Source organism: Amycolatopsis regifaucium, assembly GCF_001613935.1.
GTDB lineage: Bacteria > Actinomycetota > Actinomycetes > Mycobacteriales > Pseudonocardiaceae > Amycolatopsis > Amycolatopsis regifaucium.
Map to the genome: position 1 here is coordinate 79407 of NZ_LQCI01000017.1, position 20627 is coordinate 100033.

Sequence of the window (20627 nt, forward strand, 5' to 3'; positions counted from 1 at the left end):
CTTCCATCGTGGCGTGTCACGGGATCGTCCGCATGGTCCGAACGCCCCACACCCGCCCGGGTGACCGACGGGATTTTCTTGTCCCCAGGCGGGAAACGTCCTCTTGTCCGCCGTTCTCCCTTACCCGGAAAGACCAACCGGGGTAACGAGGATGGGTTAGGATCCGAATACACCGCGATGGAAGGTCGCGCGGCGGCCGTCCTTGGCCGTCGTGAGGGCGAAACACGACAAAGTTGAGACGTCTCCTCCTATCACTGGGGTGCCTGTGCCGGAACAGCTCGCGGTGACCGCCGAGCCGCTGGGGACCGCCGGGATCGACCGGCGCCCCCGGCGGGCGCTGTTCCTCGCCGGGTTGATCATCACCGTCGTCTTCGTCAACTCGTGCCTGTTCGGTCTGCTCTCGGTGCTGCTGCAGCCCGGGTTGGACTTCTGGCAGGGCATGCTCGCCGTGCTCTACGTCGGCCCCGTGCTCGCGATCCAGCTCCTGTACTTCAGCCGCCCGGCCGTCCGCCTGGACACCAGGCTCGCGAAGGTCATGCTGGTGGTCCAGGCGTGCCTGGCCTATCTGCCGACCCTGCACTTCGAGGCCGCGCTGAGCTCGTTGACCACCCTCGCGGCGGGCAGCGCGCTGCTGCTCTTCCGGCCGCGGACGGGCTGGACGGTGTTCACCGTCCTCATGGCGGGGACGATGTGGATCCTGTGGGCCTACGACGACACCTGGCTCGGCGCGGTGTTCGACAGCGTCACCGCGCTCTTCTACGCGCTGGTCGTGTACCTGCTGACCTGGCTCGCGCGGCTGGTGACCGAGCTGCACCAGGCCAGGACCGAACTGGCCGGGCGCGCGGTGGCCGAGCAACGGCTGGCGTTCGCGAGGGACCTGCACGACCTGCTCGGGCTCAGCCTTTCGGCGATCGCGCTCAAGGGTGAACTGGTGCACCGGCTGCTGCGCAAATCGCTGGACCGGGCGCGCGGGGAACTCGCCGAGATCACCGGGATCGCCCAGCGCACGCTGTCGGACGTGCGGTCGGTGGCCAGGGGCTACCGGGAGCTGTCGCTCGACAAGGAATCACGGACCGCGGTGTCGCTGCTCTCCGCGTCGAACGTCGCGGTGCGGCTCGACGTCGAGCAGGTCGAACTCCCGGTCAAGCTGCGCACCTTGCTGGCGAAGGTGCTGCGGGAGGGCGTCACGAACGTGCTCCGCTACACCGGCGTCGAGCACTGCGAGATCACCGTGCGCGCGCACGAGGGGCGGGTCGCGCTGGAGATCGTCCACGACGGCACGGCGCACGAGGACGTCCCGGCGGAAACGGCCGAGAGCCTGTGCGGGGTGGCCCAGGAGGTCGACGGGCACGGCGGCACGCTCAGCGCGGGCCCGGACGCGGCCGGCCGGTGGCGGCTGCGCGCGGAACTCCCGGTGCCCGACCAGGTCGAACCCACCGAGACGGCGCTGGCACAGGCCCCAGAGCACTGGTCGAGCATCGACGCCAGGAACGTCCAGTGGACGCTGACGGTGGTCTTCATCCTCTTCGGTCTCTCCGCGATGACGCGGGCCTTCATGCTGACCGACGACGGCTGGTACCTCACGCTCACCGCCGGCTATCTCACCGCGCTGATCACCCTGCAGCTGTCCTATTTCGCCCGGCCGAACGTCCGGCTGCGCTCGCGGCAGAGCTACGCGCTGCTCTTCGTCCAGGCCTGCCTGATCTTCCTGCCCCTGATCCCGCTCGGGAACGCCTGGGTGAGCCTGCCGAGCCTGTTCGCCGGCACCGCGCTGCTGGTGCTGCCGCCGCTGGCAGGCTGGACGGCGTTCGCCGCGACCTCGGCCGGTGTCCTGCTGATCCGGATCGAATACGGCACCGACTTCATCGGCGGCTTCTACAGCGTCGCGTCCATCCTGAACACCGGGCTGATGGTCTTCGGGCTCATCTGGCTGATCCGGCTGGTGACCGAGCTCGGCGAGACCAGGAAACGCCTCGCCGAGGTCGCGGTCGCCGAGGAACGGCTGCGCTTCGCCCGCGATCTGCACGACCTGCTCGGAATGAGCCTTTCGGCGATCGCGCTGAAGAGCGAGCTGACCAGCCGGATCATGGACATCGACACCACCCGGGCCTCCGACGAGCTGCTGGAGATCCTCGGGCTGACCCGGCAGGCGCTGACCGACGTCCGCTCCGTGGCGAGCGGTTACCGGGAGCTGTCGCTGGACCAGGAGTCCCGCTCGGCCCAGGCGGTGCTGACGGCCGCCGACGTCCAGGTGCGGCTGGAGTTCGAGCACGGGGACCTGCCCTCGACGGTGCGGACGGTGCTGGCCGTGGTGCTGCGCGAGGGGGTGACGAACGTCTTGCGGCACAGCAAGGTCGAACGCTGTGAGATCGCGGTGCGGCGGGTCGGCGGCGGCGTCGCGCTGGACATCGTCAACGACGGCGTCCAGAACGGGCAGGCGACGCCGGAGAAGCCGGTCCGGGTCGAGGCGCCGGGCAGCGGCATCACGAACATGTCCGACCGTGTCGCCGGGCTGGGCGGCGAACTGACCGCCGGGGTCGAACCCGACGGGCGGTTCCGGTTGCGCGCGGTGGTCCCGGTCTAGATCCAGCCGGACTCCCTGGCGATCCGGATCGCGTCGACCCGGTTGCGCGCGTTGAGCTTCGAAACGATCGTGGTCAGGTAGTTGCGTACGGTCCCGGTGGAGAGAAAGGCCTTCGCCGCGACCTCCAGGGTGTCGCGGCCTTCCGCGGTCAGCCGCAGGACGTCGATCTCGCGCGGTGTCAGCGGGCAGTCCACGGTGTCCCAGGCGGCCAGCGCCAGATCGCCGTCGACCATCCGCCGCCCGGCCGCCACCCCGCGTACGGCGTTGGCGAGTTTCTCCGCGGGGGCGTCCTTCAACAGGAACCCGTTGACCTTGGCGGCCAGTGCGCGGCGGAGTGTGCCGGGTTTGCCGAGGCTGGTCAGGATCAGCGTTCTGACCTCGGGAAGCTGCTCGTGCAGTTCGGTGGCCGCGGTGAGGCCGTCCTTGCCGGGAAGATCGATGTCGATGACCGCGACCTGGATGCGCGAGGTGCGCGCGGCGGTGAGGATCTCGTCACCGGAGGCCACTTCGGACACCACCTCGATATCCGGTTCCAGTCGCAGCAACGCCACGAGCGCCCCCCTGACGATGTGCATGTCCTCGGCCACCAGAACCCTGATCACCATCGCGCCGCCCCTCCGACCACGGCCCCCGTGACCCAAGATAAACACGGTCGGACAGAACGCGTTCCACCGTTCGGGTGGCGAGTGGTATCGGTCAAGTGGCATCCACATCGTGGACGCTACGACGATCGGGTTATGCGGCCACCGGGCTGGTAAGTGGTCGGTGACTTTCCGTCGCCCCTGACCATGGTGGTGCGCACCCGGAACCGGCCGTCTCTCGCGTTCGGGGTGCGAGAGACGGCCGGTGGGGTGCGCTCAGCTCGCCTCGGCCAGGGGCGGGGCGGTGCAACAGGCGCCGGTGAAGCAATCGAAGACCTGACCACTCGGCCGGTTGGTCCAGTTGTCGAACCGGTCGATCACGAGCTCGACCTGATTCCCGGCCGAACCGGTATCGATTCCCCGTACGGCGAAAAGCGAGCGGACGTTGTCGGTCACAGCGTTCTTCATCGAGTGGCTCCCAGACGTTTCGGAGGTGATCGGGGTGTTCCTTCGATGAAGAGATGGTGCTGCCCGGGGCCGGTCGTCGACCAGTGCCATGCATCATCGCGAAGTCGTGCTTTTCGCCTACGCCAGAAGGTTCTCTTCGAATGCGCCATTTCCGCGCGGGTGGCTATCCAATGGAGTAATCGGGGGAGATTCCGTGACTGAGCGCGATCAGGCACTCCCATCAGGCGACAATGACGGGCTGTGGTCATTCAGGCCTCGGGTGACCACGAATGGCGTAGTCATTTGCCGGACCGGCTTGGGCCGCGCCCGGCTCAGGAATCGAGCAGCCGCGCCAGACCCGCGTAACCGCCGTCCTTCAGCCGCACACCCGAGGTCTTCGCGTAGGCGGCGTCGGCGCGGATCCCGAGCCCCTCGACCATCCGGTTCATGAAGTTGAACAGCGCGCACACGAGGACGGCGTCGTGCAGCGCGGCCTCGTCCCAGCCTGCCGCGAACACGGCTTCGGCGTCGGCATCGGTCATCTTCGACGGCGATCGCGTCAGCTTGCCCACGTAGGCCAGCACGGGCTTCATCCGCCCGTCCACGGGAGAAGAGTCCAAATCGGCCAGTGCGGCGGCCAGAAGCCCCTCCGGTACACCGAAAGCCTCGGCGGTGACGGTGTGGACCCCGTGGCAGTACTGGCAATCGTTGACACCGGAGACGTACGCCGCGATCAGCTCCCGTTCGCCGGCATCGAACGCCGACGGCGCCCGCATGACGAGTTCGTGCAAGTCCAGCAGCCGCGACGCCGGAGCCGGGAACTTCTGGAACACCTGCAGCAGCGTGGCGTCAGTCGGCAAAGATTCGAGATAGGACATCGCGTGCACTCCCCTTTTCCGGCGTCCGCCCGGGTTCGGCGAACTTGTCGACGTCTTCGCGGCGCAGCCAGCAGGCGGCGAGGCAGGCGACCGACGCCGGCCCCAGCCCGGCCACCGTGGCGGTGACCCTGGCCGTGGCCTGCTCCCATTCCTTGCGCAGCGAACCGGCCGTGGTCATCTCCGGCCCCGCCTCGATCAGCGGGCGGACCGCGCGCCAGCGGGTGATGCCCGCTTCGATCAGCGCGCCGGTGTCCAGGTTGAGTGCGTCGTGCCTCGCCTGGTCCACGGCGAGCGCGACCAGCCCGGGCTCGTCGGCGATCCGCGCGAGCCCGACGCCGGCGAGCAGTCGTTCGGCGTCCAGTCCCATCAGGATCACCCCCGCCTCCGTCGACGGGGCGTCGTCGACGGAGGGAAGGGTGAACCGGGAGTCGTAGGGCTCAGACACGGGCGACGTCCTTCGTGGCGACCCGCGGCGAGGTTCCCGTGCGCAGGTTTTCCGCGACCGTGGCCGCGACCCTGGCGGTGGCGACGCGGTGGCCGTCGATGTTGCGGGCGGCCGGGCCGAGTGCCATCCCCGCGGCCGCGCCGACGGCGAAGACCCGGGGCGCGCCGACGTAGGCGAAAGTGCGCTCGTCCAGGCTCGGCCAGCCGCCCCGGTCGAGCACGGCCTCGTCGGGCAGCAGACCGTCGCCGATCGACGGCACCGTGCCCAAGGCCAGGACGGCGTGGTCGACGGCGACCGTCTCGCCGTCTTCGAGGTGCAGGCGTACCCCTGGCCGTACCTTTGTGATCGCCTTGCCGCGGTGCACGATCAGCCGTCCCTCGGCTTCGGCGGCTTCGAGCATCGGCCGGAACTCGAACATGATCGACGCGCGCCGGAAGCGGCCCATCAGTTCGAGGCGGTCGGACCAGCTCACGCCGTCGAAGCGGGCGCGGCCTTCGGGGCGGAAGAACGACGAATTGACGTCGGCGCATTGATAGCGCTCGCCTGCTTCACGGACCACCCAGTGCACCTCGTGGCCCTGGGCGAGCCCGGTGGAGAGCAAATGCGCGGCGGTGAGGCCCGCGCCGACGACGGCGAGCCGCTTTCCGCCGCCGGGTACGGGTTCGTCCCAGTAGCTCACGCCGGGCGGCGGATGGCCGCCGCCCCACCAGGTGTCCGGAGCGGGCCGTCGTTCCTCGCCGAGGCACAGCACCACCTGGCGGGCGGTGACGGAGAACCGGTCGGCGCGCACGGTGACCGCGTCCGTGGTCGGCAGCACCTCGCGGACCGAACCGCGCCAGGTCCGTTCGGTGACGTGGTGACTCGCGGCGAGATGCGCGCAGTAGGCCTCGAAGACGTCGACGGGGACGACCGAGCGGTGCCCGGCCTGCGCCATCCGGATCTCCCGGCGTTCCACCGGGGTCAGCACCGACCAGTGCAGCCGGGCGAAGTCCAGCAACTCGCAGTCGCGGTAGCCCTCGACGCCGGGATGGTGTTCGTACGGCGAACGCAGCACCCGCTGGCCGAGCAGGTCGACGCGGTCGAAGAACCGGCGGCAAGGGCGGCCGTCGCGGTCGACGACGACGAGGTCGCGCACGCCGTGGTGCCACAACGCGGAAGCGACCGCGAGCCCGGCCGGGCCTGCCCCGACGATGACGACGTCGGCGCCGGACGGCGGGGCGGGGGTGACGGCGGCGCGGGTGGCCGGAAGAGCAGGCCACTCGCGCCCGCGCGGTGATTCCAGCAGGTGGGGCTTCGGGACGAAGGTGATCACCGGCGTGCTCAGCCGATCACGGTCACCGGGACGATCAGCTCGATCACGGGACGCTGTTTCATCCCGTTGCTGATCAGTTCTTCCAGTGTCTGCTGCGACTGCTCGGCGGTGTCGGTCGCGATCGGGCTGTAGCGGGAGTAGGAGTAGGTCGGCTTCCGGCCGCCGGCGTCCAGCGAGTACACCTTCAACACGGCCTCGCCAGGGCGGACTTCACCGTCGTAGAAGGTGAGGCGGCGCTGATCCGGCGTCATGAAGGATTTCGAGAACTGGCGGGAAAGCACGAGGGTGTCGGCGTCGTTGACGAACGTCGAATCCTCGTCGGTGACGACCTGCATCGCGACCCAGGTCTTGTCGGTCAGGTTGGTCTCGGACTTGATCACCTGCCAACGGCCCGGTTCCGGCAGGTTGACACTGACCGAGACGTCGTGGTCGGTGGTGTCGATGGCGCCGGAGATCATCAGCACCCGGCGGCGGACATCGGCGACCCCCGCCATTTGAATGTCACGTGCGCGTACCCGCGTGGAAACGTCCAGTCCTGGGAATTCGGGTGACGACATTTTCGTGCCTCCATACCTCGATGACCCGCGCCCAGTCGGCTACCTGCTCAGCTGCGCCGCACTACTGCACCGGTCGGCAGAATTCCCCCATCCGCAAACACCGGAAGAATTTCACGGTGACCCGGATGGTGTCAAGATGAGGAACGCACGACGCACTGGTGCGAAAGGCTGCCGGTAACGCGGTTTCGGACTGGTCCGTTCAGCGGTACCAGGTCAGGACTCGTCCGCGTCCTCGGCCCAGGCCGCGGCGGGTGTGCCGTGCTCCAAGGCACCGATATAGACGATCTCGAACGAGGAATCGGTCCGCTTGAGCCCTATCCTGATGACGAGGTCGTGTTTCACCAGAATGATGAACTGATGCGGATCCCGGCCATCTCCGAAAATGTCGTAGATGAGAAAAGCGGATCCGTCGGCTACCGCGAAGAGGGCTTCGTAGATAACATTGCGATCGGCCTGCGGAGCGTTGATCGCCCATTCTTCCAGCACCTGCAAACCCGACGTGAGCTGGAGGCGCATAGCCATCCGAAGGCCTCCTCGAGGTCTCGCCGGGTCGCGGACGATCTTCATTCTCCCGTCCGCGGTACCCGGTGGTCTTCTCTGTTCGTGCTGTACGTACTGGTCGCCGCTCAGGTCCGCTAGTTGTAACCGAGGACGATGTGTTCGGCCGGTGACTCGTCTTCGGCGGCCCGCCGTGGTTCCGGGACCGACACCGTCTCGTCGGCCCCGGCTGTCCCGCGCGGGTCGAAATCATCGGTCACGACCCAAATTCGCACCTGTGCCGTCATGACGTTCCTCCCGGCCTTCGATGAACCGCTCACTTGACAACCAAGGATGGACCGCACCGATCGGGGTGCGATCGCGGCGGACTCGAAGCCGGTTGGAGGTCGCGATGAGCAAATAACGAGTCGACGGTGAGGGGGTACCGGTAGTGCTCTGGTAGTACACGGAAAACCCAAGGAGCCCGCCATGACCGAACGCCTAGACCCGTACGAAATCTACGCCGACGACGAACTGGACGTCGAGCTGCTGGGCCTGTCCTGGCCCGACCCGGGCGCACCCGAACAAAGGGACCGGTCGTGAGCGCCGTGGAGCGGCAGCGGACCTGTGCGGCCTGCGGCGGCCCGTTCGAGGCCGGGGAGCGAACGGGCCTGGAGACGGTGGTGGCGGGCGGGATCCTCTACGTCGCCGTGCACAGCCACCACAGCACGTATCCGCCGCGGCGGGAATCCGAGGCGGCACACCGGCTCGCGACCGCCCGCGCCGCGTGAGCGGGTCCGAGCACGAAACGGGTCGCGAGTGGGGTTCGGGGGTTATGAGGGGGGCAGAAAATGTGGTGTGTCCTGAAGGGCCTCCCTTGAGCCGTTGAAGGTCTCAAGGGAGGCCCTTCAGGACATCATGCCTCGACGCAGGGCAGCAGTGTTCCCACGGAGACCGGCGACCATCAGAGTCCGCAAGGGACACTCCTCGGCACCCGAGCGTCCGATTGATCCCGGACGACCCCTCAACGCAAGACGGAAGTGCGCCAATCCGCCCGCCCCCGCGCGGACCACGCCGACCACACGGGGACGGCGGGTGGCACCGCCGCGGAAGCGAGCGCGCCGAAGACGGCGACGAGTGCCGCCAGTTCGAGGTCTTCCGGATCCCCCCGCAGGATCCGGAACACCGGCACCGAAAAGTCCTTTTCGGATGGTGGCATGCTTTCCCCGTTCAGATCGGGTGGTTGCCGTGCTTGCGCTGGGGTGCCGCCTTTCGCTTGTCCTGCAGCATCTCCAACGCCCGCGCGACGGCGGAACGGGTGTCCGCCGGGTCGATGATGTCGTCGACGAGACCCCGTTCGGCGGCGTACTGCGGGTTCATGAACTCTTCGGTGTAGTCGGCGACCAGGTGGGCGCGCAACGCGGCCGGGTCGGCCGCGGCGGCGAGGTCCTTGCGGAACAGGACGTTGACCGCGCCCTCCGCGCCCATTACGGCGATCTGGTTGGTCGGCCAGGCCAGCGACAGGTCGGTCCCGATGGACCGCGAGTCCATCACGATGTACGCGCCGCCGTAGGCCTTGCGCAGGATGACCTGGATCCGGGGCACGGTCGCCTCGCAGTAGGCGTGCAGCAGCTGTGCTCCGTGCCGGATGATCCCGGAATGCTCCTGCTCGACACCGGGCAGGAATCCGGGGACGTCCACGAGCGTCACCAGCGGGATGCTGAAGGCGTCGCAGAACCGCACGAACCGTGCCGCCTTCTGCGAAGCCGGTCCGTCGAGCACGCCGGCGAACACCACGGGCTGGTTGCCGACCAGGCCGACCACGCGGCCGTCGATCCGCGCGAGCGCGCACAGCACGTTCCGCGCCCACCGCTCGTGCAGTTCGAAGAACTCGCCGTCGTCGGCCAGTTCCGCGAACACGTCCCGCATGTCGTAGGGCTGGTTCGGCTCGACGGGGACGAGTTCGGCGAACCGGGGGCGCCGGTCCTTGCCCGCGTCCTGCGACGGCTCCCGCGGCGGCGGGTCGAGGTAGTTCGACGGCAGCAGCGACACCAGATAGCGGACGTCGGCCAGGCAGGATTCCTCGTCGTCGTGCACCACGGTCGCGACGCCGGAGGACGCGCCGTGCACGTCCGCGCCGCCCAGTTCGTCGTGGCTGACCCGTTCTCCGGTCACGGTCTCGACGACGTCCGGTCCGGTCAGGTACATCCGCGCGGTGTCCCGCACCATGAAGACGAAGTCCGCGAGCGCGGGCGAATAAGCCGCCCCGCCGGCGCACGGCCCCAGCACCACACTGATCTGCGGGATGACGCCGGACGCCTCGACCTGGCGACGGAAGATGCCGCCGTAGCCGTTGAGCGCCATGACGCCTTCCTGGATCCGCGCTCCCCCGCTGTCGTTGAGCCCGATCAGCGGGGAACCGGTGGCGATGGCCAGGTCCATCACCTTGTGGATCTTCGCCGCGTGCGCCTCGCCGAGCGAACCACCGAAGACGGTGAAGTCCTGCGCGTAGACGAACACACGCCGTCCGTCGATGGTGCCCGAGCCCGCGATGACGCCGTCGGTGTACGGTCGGTTCTCCGCCAGCCCGAGACCGCTCGCCTGATGCCGCCGGTACAGCTCGACCTCGGTGAAGGAATCGGGGTCCAGCAACAGTTCCAGCCGTTCGCGCGCGGTGTGCTTGCCGAGCGAGTGCTGCCGCCGGATGCCGTCGAGCCGTCCGTCGACGATGTGCTCGCGCAGTTCGTCGCGCTGGCCGCGCAGCAACGGCATCGTCGGTTCCGGTGGGTGCACCGGTTCGGCGCCGCGGGCGAGCGGGATCACCTGCCCGTCGGTCGCCCTCGGGATCCGGGGGCGCCGCAGCCGGTCCTCCGGCAGCGGCACCACCTCGGAATCCTCCGTGCGCTGAGCGCCCGGATCGCCTTGCAGGGTCACGCCGCCTCCTTCATCCGGGTCTCGCGCTCGAGCTCGTCGAGTTCGATCTCGCGCACGATGTCGCGCCAGCACACCCCCCGTCCGAGCCGAGGCATCGTGGTCACCACCGGCGCCCGGTCGAGCGAGTGCACCGACGCCGGTGTCTCGTCCGGCCGGGCGGTGGCGGATTCGTTGGTGGTCATGATGTTTTCCTTCCTCTCAAGCCTTTCGCGTCAGGCCGAGGCGCGGATACGGCCGTCGATCTGGTGGTAGCCGCCGCTGTAGAAGACCAGTGAGTCCTGCGCGGTGCCACGGCTGGACGCGACCACCCGGCCGAGGAAGATCGAGTGGTCGCCGCCTTCGTAGACCTCGGCGAGTTCGCATTCCAGCCACGCCAGCGCGCCGTCGAGCAGCGGGGAACCGGTCTGCGGGCCGGCCGTCCAGTCCACCGAATCGAACTGCGCGAGCCCGGCCGGGCGGCGCCAGTCGGCGAAGTACTTCGCGAGGTCTTTCTGGTCCGACGCGAGCACGGTGACGGCGTAGGAACCCGCCGTCACGATCGCGTCGTGCATCCGGGCCGCGCGGGAGACGCAGCACAGCACCATCGGCGGTTCCAGCGACACCGAGGTGACGGCGTTGGCGGTCATCCCGTGTGCCCGTTCGCCGCCGGCGGTCAGCACGGTGACCCCGGTGGCGAACTGGCCCATCACCTCCCGCAGCCCGGCCTGCGCCGACAACCGGCGCCTCGCGGCCGGCGTCGGCAGGCGTTTCAGCACCGGCCGCGAGGGTTCCTGAGCATCCGTTGCCGGCTCCACAGTGCCCACGTCACTCCCCCTTGCCGTTGACCGCGTACGGGGCCAGCGCTTCCCGCAGCTGCTCGGGCACCCGGCTGGGCACCGTCGCCGTGTTCGGTCCGCGCATGCACGCGATCCGCTGCCGTCCGCGCGCCACCAGGCGCTCCCCCTCGTCGGTGAGGTGGACGTAGTCGAAGGTGAACTGGATCTGGGTCTGGGTGAGTTCCTCCAGCCGCAGCCGGATGGACAGCTCGTCGAACGCGGTGATCTCCGCGTAGAACTCGCAATCGACCTTGAGGGTGAACAGTTTGAGGTCGCGGCGGACCTCTTCGAGTACCGCGGGTGCCTTGTCCTTCAGGAACATCTCGCGGCACCGGCCCTGCCAGCGCACGTAGTTCACGTAGTAGACGTTGCCAACCAGGTTGGTCTCTTCGAATCCGACCGTGTGCAGGATCTCGTAGTAGTCGGCCATGTCAGTCTTCCTCTCCCTGGAGCACCGCGAAGACGACGGGATCGGTCCGGTCGTTGACGGTCGTCGCCCAGGTGGCGATGCGGGCATTGCCGTGGGAAAGCACCGCCCAGCCGTCCGGATCGACCCGGTGCACGGTGAGCGCCTGTGTCATGTCGCCGGTCTTGCGCACGCATTCCAGCGCGCTCCAGACCCGGGTGTGCGCGACCGAGAGCGGTTCGCGGGCGTCGGCGGCGAGCAGTTCCCCGACGGAGAGGAGATCCTCGCCGAGCAAACCCGCCCAATCCTCCGGTGTCCGCTCGATCGCGGTTTCGACGTCGCACGCGATCCGGCCGCTACCGGCGATCGCCAGGGTGAGGTCGGCGCTGTGCGACGCGCTCACCTCGACGCCGTCGGCCTCCGGTTTCCCGTCGGGGCGGTAGCGGATCTCCAGCGGGGCGTCGACCGCGCGGCCGGCGGCCAGTGCCGTCTGTGCTCGCCGTTCCGGAGTGGTCTCGACCGGAACACCCACCGGGTCCGGTTCGACGACGATCGCCCGGGACGAACCGAGCAGCCGTTCGGCGGAACGCTCCAAATAGGACCCGAGCATCGACGGAACCCAGGGTCCCGCACCGTCACGCTTGCGGACCGCGCGCAGTTTAAGCCCTTCCCACCGCTCGACGAGCTTCCCGTCGGGGTTGCGGACGTCGAGGTCGTAGAGGTAGCTGTCGCCGTCCTGCGACCGCTCGCGGGCGTCGAGGAGCACGTATTCCGGATGCTGTTCGCCGGGTTCGGCGAGGTACAGCCGCTCGATCCCTTGCGGCAGCAGCGTCGCGTCCGGGACGCAGCACTGGATCGCGTGCATCATCGCGTCGCGGGTGCCCGGATCGGCCAGCAGCTGTTCCTGCGGGAGGAACGGCGCGAACCAGTCGACCTCGGCGCCGGTCGCGATCTCCGCGACCGCGTGCCGCGCACTGGCCCGGTGGTAGCCGGTGACCCGCTGGAACCGCTTGCCCTGGAAGAGAACCGTGCCGTAGAGCTCGGTCGTCGGGTCGACCGGGACCGGCGGCAGCGCGACGTCGCGGACCACCGGCTCACCGAGCGGATCCGGACGGCTGAAGCGCAGCCGGGCGCGGAAGTGGTCGGCGCTGAACCCGGTTTCCCCGCTGCGCAGCACCACGTCCACCGTTTCGGCGTCCCTGGCCAGCGCGGCGAGCCGGATGGTGGTCGACCCGCCTGGCGAGACGATGATCGGCCGCAGGAATTCGACGTCGGAGAACACCGGCGCCGGCAGGCTTTCCGCCGCCAGGGTGGCCTTGGCGACCTGGGTCATCGCCTCCATCCCGATCACCGCCGGGAACAGCAGCTGACCGTCGAGCAGGTGGTCGGCCAGATACGGGTCACTGCCCGCGGAAAGGTCGGCTTCGGTGATGAGCTCGACACCCGGGTAGTGGACCACGGCACGGTCCACGAAGCGGTTCAGCGGCAGTTCGCGCTTCTCCACCGGCAGGGTGGCCAGCCCCGCGGTCCGGCCGCAGACGACCAGTACCGACGGGGCCGCCGGATCCCCGACGACCTGGCGGAGGATCTCGATGCCCTCCTCGGTCGGGATGGGGGTGATGCCGTCGCGCATCAACGCGCTGACCACACCGAGCTTTTCACCCATCCCGGTACCGGACCAGACCGACCATTCGAGCGCGATCGCCCGCGCCTGGGGGTGTTCGCGGCCGAAGCGCACGGTCAGTTCGGTCATCCAGTCGTTGGCCGTGGCGTAATGCGCCTCACCGCGCAGGCCCGCCCGTCCGATGATGCTGCCGAAGGTCACCAGCAGCTTGATCTTGTCCTTGTCGACCGCGTCGAGGACGGCGTTGAGACCGCCGATCTTCGGTGCGAGCGTCTTGCGGAAGGTCTCCTCGGTCAGGGAGAACAACGCGGCGGGCTCGTTGCGGCCCGCGCCGTGCAGGACCGCGGTGACCGGGCCGAATTCGGCCTGGATCCGGCCGATCGCGTCCGCCACCTGCCGGTCGTCGGTGACGTCGGCGCGTTCGTAGCGGTAGGTGATGCCCGCCGCCGCCATCCGGCCGAGGTTCTCCGACAGTTCGGCGTCGTCGGCCGGATCGCTCCGGCCCAGCAGCGCCAGTTTCGCGCCGGAGTCCTTGGCCAGCGCCAACGCGCTCTCCGCGGTGATGCCCTTGCCGCCACCGGTGACGAGCAGGACGTCGTCGGTACCCAGCGGGGTCCCTTCGGACTCCGACGGCTTCAGCGCGCCGAGCTTCGGCACCGTCCGGACACCGGCGGAGTCGTAGCGGACTTCGCTGAAGTCGTTCGTCGCCGCGACCTCGGTGACCACAGTGGACACCGCGGCGCCGATGGCTCCGGGATCGACCGGGTCGACGTCGGCGAGATCGACGATCGTGGTGCGGGCCGACGGGTCTTCCAGTCGCAGTGTCTTCGCCAGCCCGGAAGCGCCGAGGCCGTGCTGCACCACGACGAACCGCGTGCCGTTGGGCGCGGCCAGTACCGCGCGGCCCGCGTCCAGGAACAGCCCGACGTCGTCGGCGTCGCTGTCCTCGTTCAGGCAGAGGAGGACACCGTCGCCGACACCCGCGTTGGCCAGCGCCGCGCGCAGCGGCTCCGCCAGCGGGTGACCGGCCGGGGCGAACGCCGTCCACTCGGCGGTGGAGATGCCCGGCGTGAGATCGGGTGCCGGTTTCGGCGCGACCACGTACTCGACCGCGAACGGCCGGACCCATGGTCCGACCCCCGCCACCTCGGCCTGGTTGCTGTCGGCGGGTTTGGCGGTCTGCGCGAGTTCGTCGATCATCTCGGCGAGTTCACCGAGACAGACGGTCGCGAAGTTCGGCATGCCCTCCAGCGCCGGACGGCCGAGCGCACGGGTCACGTCGTTGACCAGCTGGCCCACGGTGATCGACGAAAGATGCAGGTCGTCGAGCGGATGCGTATCGGCGGTGACCGCTTCGAGCGGCAGTTCGACCCGTTCGGAGGCGAGTTTGCGCAGCAGATCGAGGGTGCTGCTGCCCCCGTTCTCCGAGGCCTCCCCCGCAGCGGCCGCCTCGGCGGGTTCGGCGACGCGGTCGCGGGCCAGTTCCGCGCCGATCGACGGCGCGGCCTCGCACGGGCTGGCGAGGAAGGAGAACTCGCCGTCCACCGGCAGTGACCGCACGACACGACCGGCGAACAGCGCCGATGTCTCCAGCGGAGCACCGAAGGCGAACGCGGCACCGGCGACCTTCAGCACCGCGGCCAGCGTCGGGCTGTCGGTGTCGATCGCGAGTACCGGGATGCCGGGCGCGATCTCGCCGAAGAGCCCGGTGAGCACCCGGCCGGGACCGACCTCGATCACCAGGTCGCTGCGTTCGGCGACCTTCGCGGCAGCCTCACGGAAACGGACCGGCAGGACCACCTGGTCGCGCAGCAGATCGCGGAGATCCTCGGCGGCGTGCAGGACGTCGCCGGTCACCGTCGACACCACGGGCCGGTCGAGCCGGGCGAAGTCGAACGCGGCGAGTTCCTCGGTCATCGCTTCGGCAGCCGGTTCGACCGCGGGTGAGTGGAAGGCGTGCGAGACGTTGATCCGGGTGGCGGTGACGCCCTCGGCGCGGGCCGAGGCGACCACCCGCTCGATCGCGTCCGCCGGTCCGGAAAGGACGGTCTGCTCGGGCGCGTTGTACCCGGCGATGACGACGTCCTCCCCGTCGGCGATCCGCTCGACGACGTTCGGCGCGGCCGCGATCCCCGCCATGGCACCGTTGCCGGCGCTCGCGGTCGCCATCACCTTGCCGCGGATCTTGGCCAGTTTGAGGACTTCGCGTTCGGTGAGCGCGCCGCCCCAGTGCAGTGCGGTCAGCTCACCGAGGCTGTGGCCCGCGGCCGTCTGCGCCTCGATCCCCAGGCTCTTGAGCACGCGGAGCCCGACGAGCGAACCGGTGACGATGCGCGGCTGGGCGACGTCGGTGCTCACCTGGTCGGCGCCGGTGGACAGGCCCGCGGCGCGGTAGATGTCGTCGGCGCCCGCGAAGCGTTTCCGCACCGCGCCGACCGTGCCGTGCCCGGAACCCTGGCCGGGGAACAGGAACCCGATCTTCGGTCCCTTGGCACGTGAACCGGCGAAGATGCCTTCACCGGCGGAGAAAACCTCCGGTTCGCCCTCGCCGAGGAGGTCGAGCAGCTTGGCCAGCTTGCGCTCGGCGTCCTCCGGATTGGTCGCGACGACCGCCGCCCGCACCGGTTTTCCGGACAGTTCCGCGGAAAGCGTGCCGGCGAGGTCGGACAGTTCCGCGAACGACAGCTTCGGCACGACCTCCAGCAGCCCGCTGACCCGGCCGCGCAGCGAAGCGGCGTCATCGGCGTCCAGCAGCAGCAGCTCGCTGTCCTGCCGTCCGGCGACGAGTGAGCGGGTCTTCTCGTCGAGTTCCTTGCGCCGGGCCGCGCCCGGCGCCTCGGTGACGGTGACGTGCGAGTTGATGCCGCCGAACCCCATCGCGGAAACCCCCGCGCGGACCGGGTGGTCCGAGGGCCACAGCCCCGCGTCGGCCGGGACGTACATCCGCGCGGAGTCGCCGACCAGCGACTCGTGCGGGTCGAAATGGCCGGTCGCGGGCGGGATGACCTGGTGATAGACCGCCAGCGTCGCCTTGATCAGCCCGGCGACCCCCGCCGCGGCCTTGGTGTGCCCGATGTTGCCCTTGATCGTGCTCAGCGCGGCACGGTCGGCGAGCGGATCGGCGTCGCGGCGGGCGGTGGACAGCGCCTCGATCTCGGTGGCGTCGCCCAGCGCGGTCCCGGTGCCGTGGCCTTCGAAGTAGGAGACGGTCTCGACGCCGTACCCGGCTTTGTCGTAGGCCCGCTTCAGCGCGAGCCGATGCCCCGACGCCTCGGGCCGGGTGATGCCGCCCTTGCCGTCGGAGGAGACACCCCAGCCGCCGATGGAGGCGTAGATCCGCTTGCCCTGCGCGATCGCGTCGTCCTCACGCATCAGCACGAGCATGCCGGAACCCTCGCCGGGCCAGAAACCGTTGGAGTCGGCGTCGTAGACCTTCATCTCGCGCTTGGCGAGCGCGCCGGTCTTGGCGAAACCGATCACCTCGAACGGGTCGATCGACAGGTCGACCCCACCGGCGATGGCGACGTCGAGGTCGCCCTCCGAAAGCGCGTTCGCCGCGGTGACCACGGAAAGCAGCGACGAGGAGCAGGCACCGTCCACAGTGAACCCGCCGCCGCCGAAGTCGAAGAAGTTGCAGACCCGGCCGGCGATCGTGTTGGCCAGCCCGCCGGCGAGCGTGTCCTCGTCGATCTCCGGGAACGGCGCCTTGTACTGCGCCTCGAGATCGTGGAGGAACTCGGCGGTGTCCCCGTCGGCCCAGCCGCGCTCGGCGAGCGCCGCCGCGATCGTGCGGCGCACGTAGGGCCAGCGCAGCCGCATGATGTTGGCTCGCGAGAACTCACCGGTCAGGCTGTTGCCGATGACCACGCCGGTCGCGGACCTCGGGAGTCCCTCGCCCTCGGGGAAACCGGCGTCGGCCAAGGCCTGCGCGGCGACGTCGAGGGCGAGCCAGTGCGTGGTGTCGGTCGAGCGGAACGTGCTGCCGGCCACCTTGTACTTGATCCGGTCGAACTCGTAGTCACGCAGGACCGCGGCCTTCTTGGCGTAGAAGCGGTCTGGCGCTCCTGCGTCGGGTGAGTAGTAGTCCTCAAGGTTCATCCGCTCGTCGGGCAGTCTCCGGAACGCCCGACGGCCGGCGAGGACGTTCTCCCACAGTTCATCCGGGGAACCGGCGTCCGGGTATCGGAGACCGATACCGACAATCGAAATCCGCTCAACGCTCATGCCACCGCACTCCCCTAGCTCTCAACCACTCAAGTCATGGAATCCGGCCTCGGCGCCGGGCCGCTGTCCCCAGAAGCACTGCCGCCGTCCGCATCTGCAGTCCGGTCAAGCATGAACCGCAGCCGGGTGGCGGGTCTTCTCTCAGGTTGTTGAAGGCGGACCGGCGAATCCGCATTTAGTCCTCTGAATGCGCGGACGTGGTCACACACCGTTGCGCGGCAACGAAACTCGCCCACCCGACCAGCTCGATCAGCTCTCGATCGCCCAGCCCCGCCGCGGCGACCAGGGCGTCGTCGACCTGGTAGGGCGCTTTCGCGACCACCAAGGCCAGCCGAGCGGCCGGATCGTCGGTGACGTCCACCCACGAACGGCTCAAGCCGGGCGGTAAGCTGTCCCATGTGGACATTTCGCGCGACACGACATCCCGCACGACGGGAGAGATCTCCAGCGCCGAAAACGCGGCTTCGGCACGGGAGAAGGCATCCTCGACGACCGGATTACCCTCAGCCCAGGCGAAATCCCGGGAACCGGCACGCAGGAACTCCAGTGAGTCACCGGGCGGCGCGTCTTCGACAGGTTTCAGGAACCGGCCGAGCACCGCCTTCGCCTTCGCCCGTGCGGAATCCGGCACGGACGGAGGCAATGGCGACGGTCCGAGGAACACGCTCACCACCCGGTTCAGGTAGTGGAACGCGAACGCGACCGCGGTCAGCTCCGAGTGGGCCGCCCCCGACAACGTCGCCGAAGAGCGTGGATCCGCCACGGGACGACCGGCGGCGATCGCCGAAGCCACCGAAGAGTGGCCGAGCGAATCCAGCGCCATGCCGTGCACCTCGACGCAAAAGGGGCACGAATTCGCCTGCGACACCAGCGTGGCGACGACCTCCCGGTCCGCCCGGCTCGTCGCCCCCGTCGCCACCAGCGATTCCCGCAGCATCAGCCAGCTCGCCGCGAGAACCGGTGGTGACGGCGATTGCAGCGCCACCGGCGGGGCCAGCATGCCGAAGTCCCGCTCGAGTTGACGATAGACGTCACGGACGAGCCCGGTCGCCCGGCCGTAGGACACCGGCCGGACGTACCGGACGTCGCGCAATGCCCGCCGCAAAGCCAGTTTCACCGGCGTGGGGGCCATGATCAGCTGCCGGCTACCAGTGACAGCTTGCTGACCGCCCGGCGGCCGGTGATCGAACCGTCCGGCGCCGGAGCGCCGTAGGTGACGTCGACCCCGCGTGCCTGCAGCGCCCGCACGATTCCCGGCACCGAACGCTCGGCCAGCGCCGCGATCGTCATCGCCGGGTTCACCGTCAGCGCGCCCGGCACGGAAGCGCTGTCGGTCACGAAGATCCCCGGATGGTCGCGGAGTTCGTGGTTCGGGTGCAACGCCGAGGTCTCCGGGTCGTCACCGATCCGGCACGAGGCCAGCGGGTGCACGGTGTACGCGCCGACGACGTCGTTGGTCCACGGCGAGACCTTCGCCAGGCCGTCCTTCTCCAGGATCTCCTTGCACTCCGCGTCGGCCAGGGACCAGCCGTGCAGGGTGTTCGGCGTGGGATCGTACTTCAGCGGTCCTCGGCCCAGCATCTGCTGCGAGATGCGGTAGGCGTTGCCGGTGGGCGGCGGAGCGCCGAAGACACCCTCGTTGTCGTCCTCGGTCATCAGGAAGATCGTGAGCCAGGAGGCCCACTTCTTCAGGATCTCCTTCTTCTGCGCCCCGAACCAGCGCGGTTCGTCGCCGTCGGGCACCTGCGCGAGGATCGTGCCCAGCCCCGGCGGGAAGTACAGCTGCTCCAGCGAGTACCGCTCGTACTCCGGCAGCGAACCGTCGAGTTTGTCCCAGTTCGCCACGGTCGGGCCCTTGCCGATGTGGTTGGCCTCGTAGACCTTTCCGTCCTCACGGGACAGTCCGAGCACCTCGCGGACCCGCTCCTCGTCGATGATCGCGGTGTTGAGCCGCTCACCGTTGCCCGAGAAGTACCGGCCGACCGCGTGCGGCATGGTGCCCAGCGCGGACTCCGAACGCTGCAGGATCACCGGCGTCGCACCGGCACCGGCGGCGATGATGACGATCTTCGCGTCGATCGTCCCGCCGCCGGAGTGCACGCGGTAGTCCTCGTCGTCCACGATGTTGAAGTGCACGCGGTAGTCGCCGTCGTCGATCCGCTCGATGCGCTGGACCTCGTGCAGCGGCCGGATCTTCGCACCGTGCGCGAGGGCGGCGGGCAGGTAGTTGGTCAGCAGGGAGCGCTTCGCGTCGAAGCGGCAGCCCGCCATCATGAAGTTGCAGTTGACGCAGCGGTCGTTGTCCACCGCGACCGGCGCGGGGTTCGCGGTACGGCCGGAGTGGTTACAGAACGCGGCCCACAGCCCACCGGCGTAGGACACGTCGTTCCAGTCCTGTTTGGACACCGGCAGCGAATCCGAAACGCGGTCGTACCAAGGCTCCAGCGAGTCCCGCGTGATCGCCGAAGGCCACATCCGGCGGCCGATGCTGCCGTGCCGCTCGAAGACGAACTTCGGCGCCCGCGGCATCGCGGCGAAGTACACCACACTGCCACCGCCGACGCAGTTGCCGCCCAGCACGCTCATCCCGTCGCCGACGACGAAATCGAACGCCCGGGTGTAGGACGAACCGAGCAGGTAGTCGTGCTCGAAGTCCTTGGTCTCCAGCCACGGCCCGCGCTCCAGCACGGTGACCTTCGCCCCGCCCGCGGCCAGATGGTAGGCGGGGATCGAACCACCGAACCCGCTGCCGACGATGACGACGTCGGTCTTGTCGTAGGCAGTCATGCGGGGCTCCCGGATGGCGTGGTGTCAGGGTGGAGTTTCGCCAGTTCGCGGCGATACGAGAACTTCGGGAACCGCCAGAGGCCGTCTTCGTCCGGCGCGGTGTATCCCATCGCCAGCAGCCCGGGGTGGCCCTCGGCGATGGCCTCGGCGGTGTGCTTGTGCGCCGCGCTGTCGAAGGACATGTTGCAGAACAAGGCGAGGCTGACCCAGCCGTCCTTCTCCGGATGTCCCGGCGCGGTCAGCGACCGCACGAGCGCCGTCCTGTCCGCGAAGGACAGCGCGACGAACGGAGGCAGCTCCTCGGCGAGCGTGAGGTCGTGTTCCTTGGCGTAGACCTTCGCGTGCTCGTTGAGGGACTGCGCGAGATACGGCAACCCGACCGTCACCCCGGTCGCCTCGGTGTGCAGCAGGTCGAGCGCGCCCGCCACGACCGCGCCCGGCCCCGGCGCCGCGCCGGCGATCGCGTGGTCGCCGGGAAACCGCTTCTCCCCCGGCAAGATCGTGTCCGCGTAGGCCTCCAAAGTGGACACCTTGGCCTGTTCGTCCGCTTCCACGG

General features: G+C 69.2%; 19 protein-coding genes. 2 read left to right on the forward strand and 17 right to left on the reverse strand.

The window, feature by feature from the left end; genetic code table 11:
* The first annotated feature begins 265 nt into the window (after positions 1–265).
* Positions 266–2584, forward strand: a complete 2319-nt coding sequence (locus tag AVL48_RS19400; RefSeq protein ID WP_082857693.1) for a sensor histidine kinase — start codon at positions 266–268, stop codon at positions 2582–2584.
* Here the strand turns inward: AVL48_RS19400 and AVL48_RS19405 are convergent.
* The 8 genes from AVL48_RS19405 to AVL48_RS40560 form a co-directional block, all read right to left on the reverse strand.
* Complete coding sequence (locus tag AVL48_RS19405) at positions 2581–3186, reverse strand: response regulator transcription factor (protein WP_061987958.1); 606 nt, start codon at positions 3184–3186, stop codon at positions 2581–2583. The genes AVL48_RS19400 and AVL48_RS19405 overlap by 4 nt on opposite strands.
* 255 nt (positions 3187–3441) lie before the next feature.
* Complete coding sequence (locus tag AVL48_RS19410) at positions 3442–3633, reverse strand: hypothetical protein (protein ID WP_061987811.1); 192 nt, start codon at positions 3631–3633, stop codon at positions 3442–3444.
* Between the two features lie 311 nt (positions 3634–3944).
* The gene (locus AVL48_RS19415; RefSeq protein WP_061987956.1) at positions 3945–4490 is read right to left on the reverse strand and encodes a carboxymuconolactone decarboxylase family protein; all 546 of its coding nucleotides are present in this window, start codon (positions 4488–4490) and stop codon (positions 3945–3947) included.
* Positions 4462–4935 carry a DUF6187 family protein gene (locus AVL48_RS19420; protein WP_061987809.1) on the reverse strand — a complete coding sequence of 158 codons (474 nt, stop codon included), beginning with the start codon at positions 4933–4935 and terminating at the stop codon, positions 4462–4464. The genes AVL48_RS19415 and AVL48_RS19420 overlap by 29 nt, the downstream gene beginning before the upstream one ends.
* Positions 4928–6247: an FAD-dependent oxidoreductase gene (locus tag AVL48_RS19425; protein WP_061987807.1), complete on the reverse strand. Its 1320-nt coding sequence runs from the start codon at positions 6245–6247 to the stop codon at positions 4928–4930. Before AVL48_RS19425 ends, AVL48_RS19420 begins: the two co-directional genes overlap by 8 nt.
* Before the next feature lie 8 nt (positions 6248–6255).
* Positions 6256–6741, reverse strand: a complete 486-nt coding sequence (locus AVL48_RS19430; RefSeq protein WP_061987805.1) for a DUF6423 family protein — start codon at positions 6739–6741, stop codon at positions 6256–6258.
* Positions 6742–7017: 276 nt separating this feature from the next.
* The gene (locus tag AVL48_RS19435; protein ID WP_061987803.1) at positions 7018–7326 is read right to left on the reverse strand and encodes a DUF6235 family protein; all 309 of its coding nucleotides are present in this window, start codon (positions 7324–7326) and stop codon (positions 7018–7020) included.
* Between the two features lie 113 nt (positions 7327–7439).
* Positions 7440–7562, reverse strand: a complete 123-nt coding sequence (locus AVL48_RS40560; protein ID WP_279626628.1) for a hypothetical protein — start codon at positions 7560–7562, stop codon at positions 7440–7442.
* A gap of 318 nt (positions 7563–7880) precedes the next feature.
* Between AVL48_RS40560 and AVL48_RS19440 the strand changes: the two genes are divergently transcribed.
* A complete protein-coding gene (locus AVL48_RS19440) occupies positions 7881–8072 on the forward strand; it encodes a hypothetical protein (RefSeq protein WP_061987801.1) in 192 nt (63 codons plus the stop codon).
* A gap of 233 nt (positions 8073–8305) precedes the next feature.
* Here the strand turns inward: AVL48_RS19440 and AVL48_RS19445 are convergent, their stop codons facing one another.
* The 9 genes from AVL48_RS19445 to AVL48_RS19485 form a co-directional block, all read right to left on the reverse strand.
* Entirely contained in the window at positions 8306–8500 is a 195-nt protein-coding gene (locus AVL48_RS19445; RefSeq protein ID WP_061987799.1) for an acyl-CoA carboxylase subunit epsilon, read from the reverse strand.
* An 11-nt stretch (positions 8501–8511) separates the two neighbouring features.
* Positions 8512–10215 carry an acyl-CoA carboxylase subunit beta gene (locus AVL48_RS19450; protein WP_061987797.1) on the reverse strand — a complete coding sequence of 568 codons (1704 nt, stop codon included), beginning with the start codon at positions 10213–10215 and terminating at the stop codon, positions 8512–8514.
* A complete protein-coding gene (locus AVL48_RS19455) occupies positions 10212–10397 on the reverse strand; it encodes a DUF6222 family protein (protein WP_061987796.1) in 186 nt (61 codons plus the stop codon). The genes AVL48_RS19450 and AVL48_RS19455 overlap by 4 nt, the downstream gene beginning before the upstream one ends.
* A 30-nt stretch (positions 10398–10427) precedes the next feature.
* Positions 10428–11018, reverse strand: a complete 591-nt coding sequence (locus AVL48_RS19460; protein ID WP_061987794.1) for a flavin reductase family protein — start codon at positions 11016–11018, stop codon at positions 10428–10430.
* A 1-nt stretch (position 11019) separates the two neighbouring features.
* Positions 11020–11460, reverse strand: a complete 441-nt coding sequence (locus AVL48_RS19465; protein ID WP_044855858.1) for an acyl-CoA thioesterase — start codon at positions 11458–11460, stop codon at positions 11020–11022.
* A gap of 1 nt (position 11461) precedes the next feature.
* Complete coding sequence (locus tag AVL48_RS19470; RefSeq protein WP_061987792.1) at positions 11462–17284, reverse strand: type I polyketide synthase; 5823 nt, start codon at positions 17282–17284, stop codon at positions 11462–11464.
* A gap of 175 nt (positions 17285–17459) precedes the next feature.
* Entirely contained in the window at positions 17460–18416 is a 957-nt protein-coding gene (locus AVL48_RS19475) for a carboxymuconolactone decarboxylase family protein (protein WP_061987790.1), read from the reverse strand.
* A gap of 2 nt (positions 18417–18418) precedes the next feature.
* A complete protein-coding gene (locus tag AVL48_RS19480; protein WP_061987788.1) occupies positions 18419–20071 on the reverse strand; it encodes a GMC family oxidoreductase N-terminal domain-containing protein in 1653 nt (550 codons plus the stop codon).
* Complete coding sequence (locus AVL48_RS19485; protein WP_061987786.1) at positions 20068–20625, reverse strand: DUF5987 family protein; 558 nt, start codon at positions 20623–20625, stop codon at positions 20068–20070. The genes AVL48_RS19480 and AVL48_RS19485 overlap by 4 nt, the downstream gene beginning before the upstream one ends.
* Positions 20626–20627: the final 2 nt, after the last annotated feature.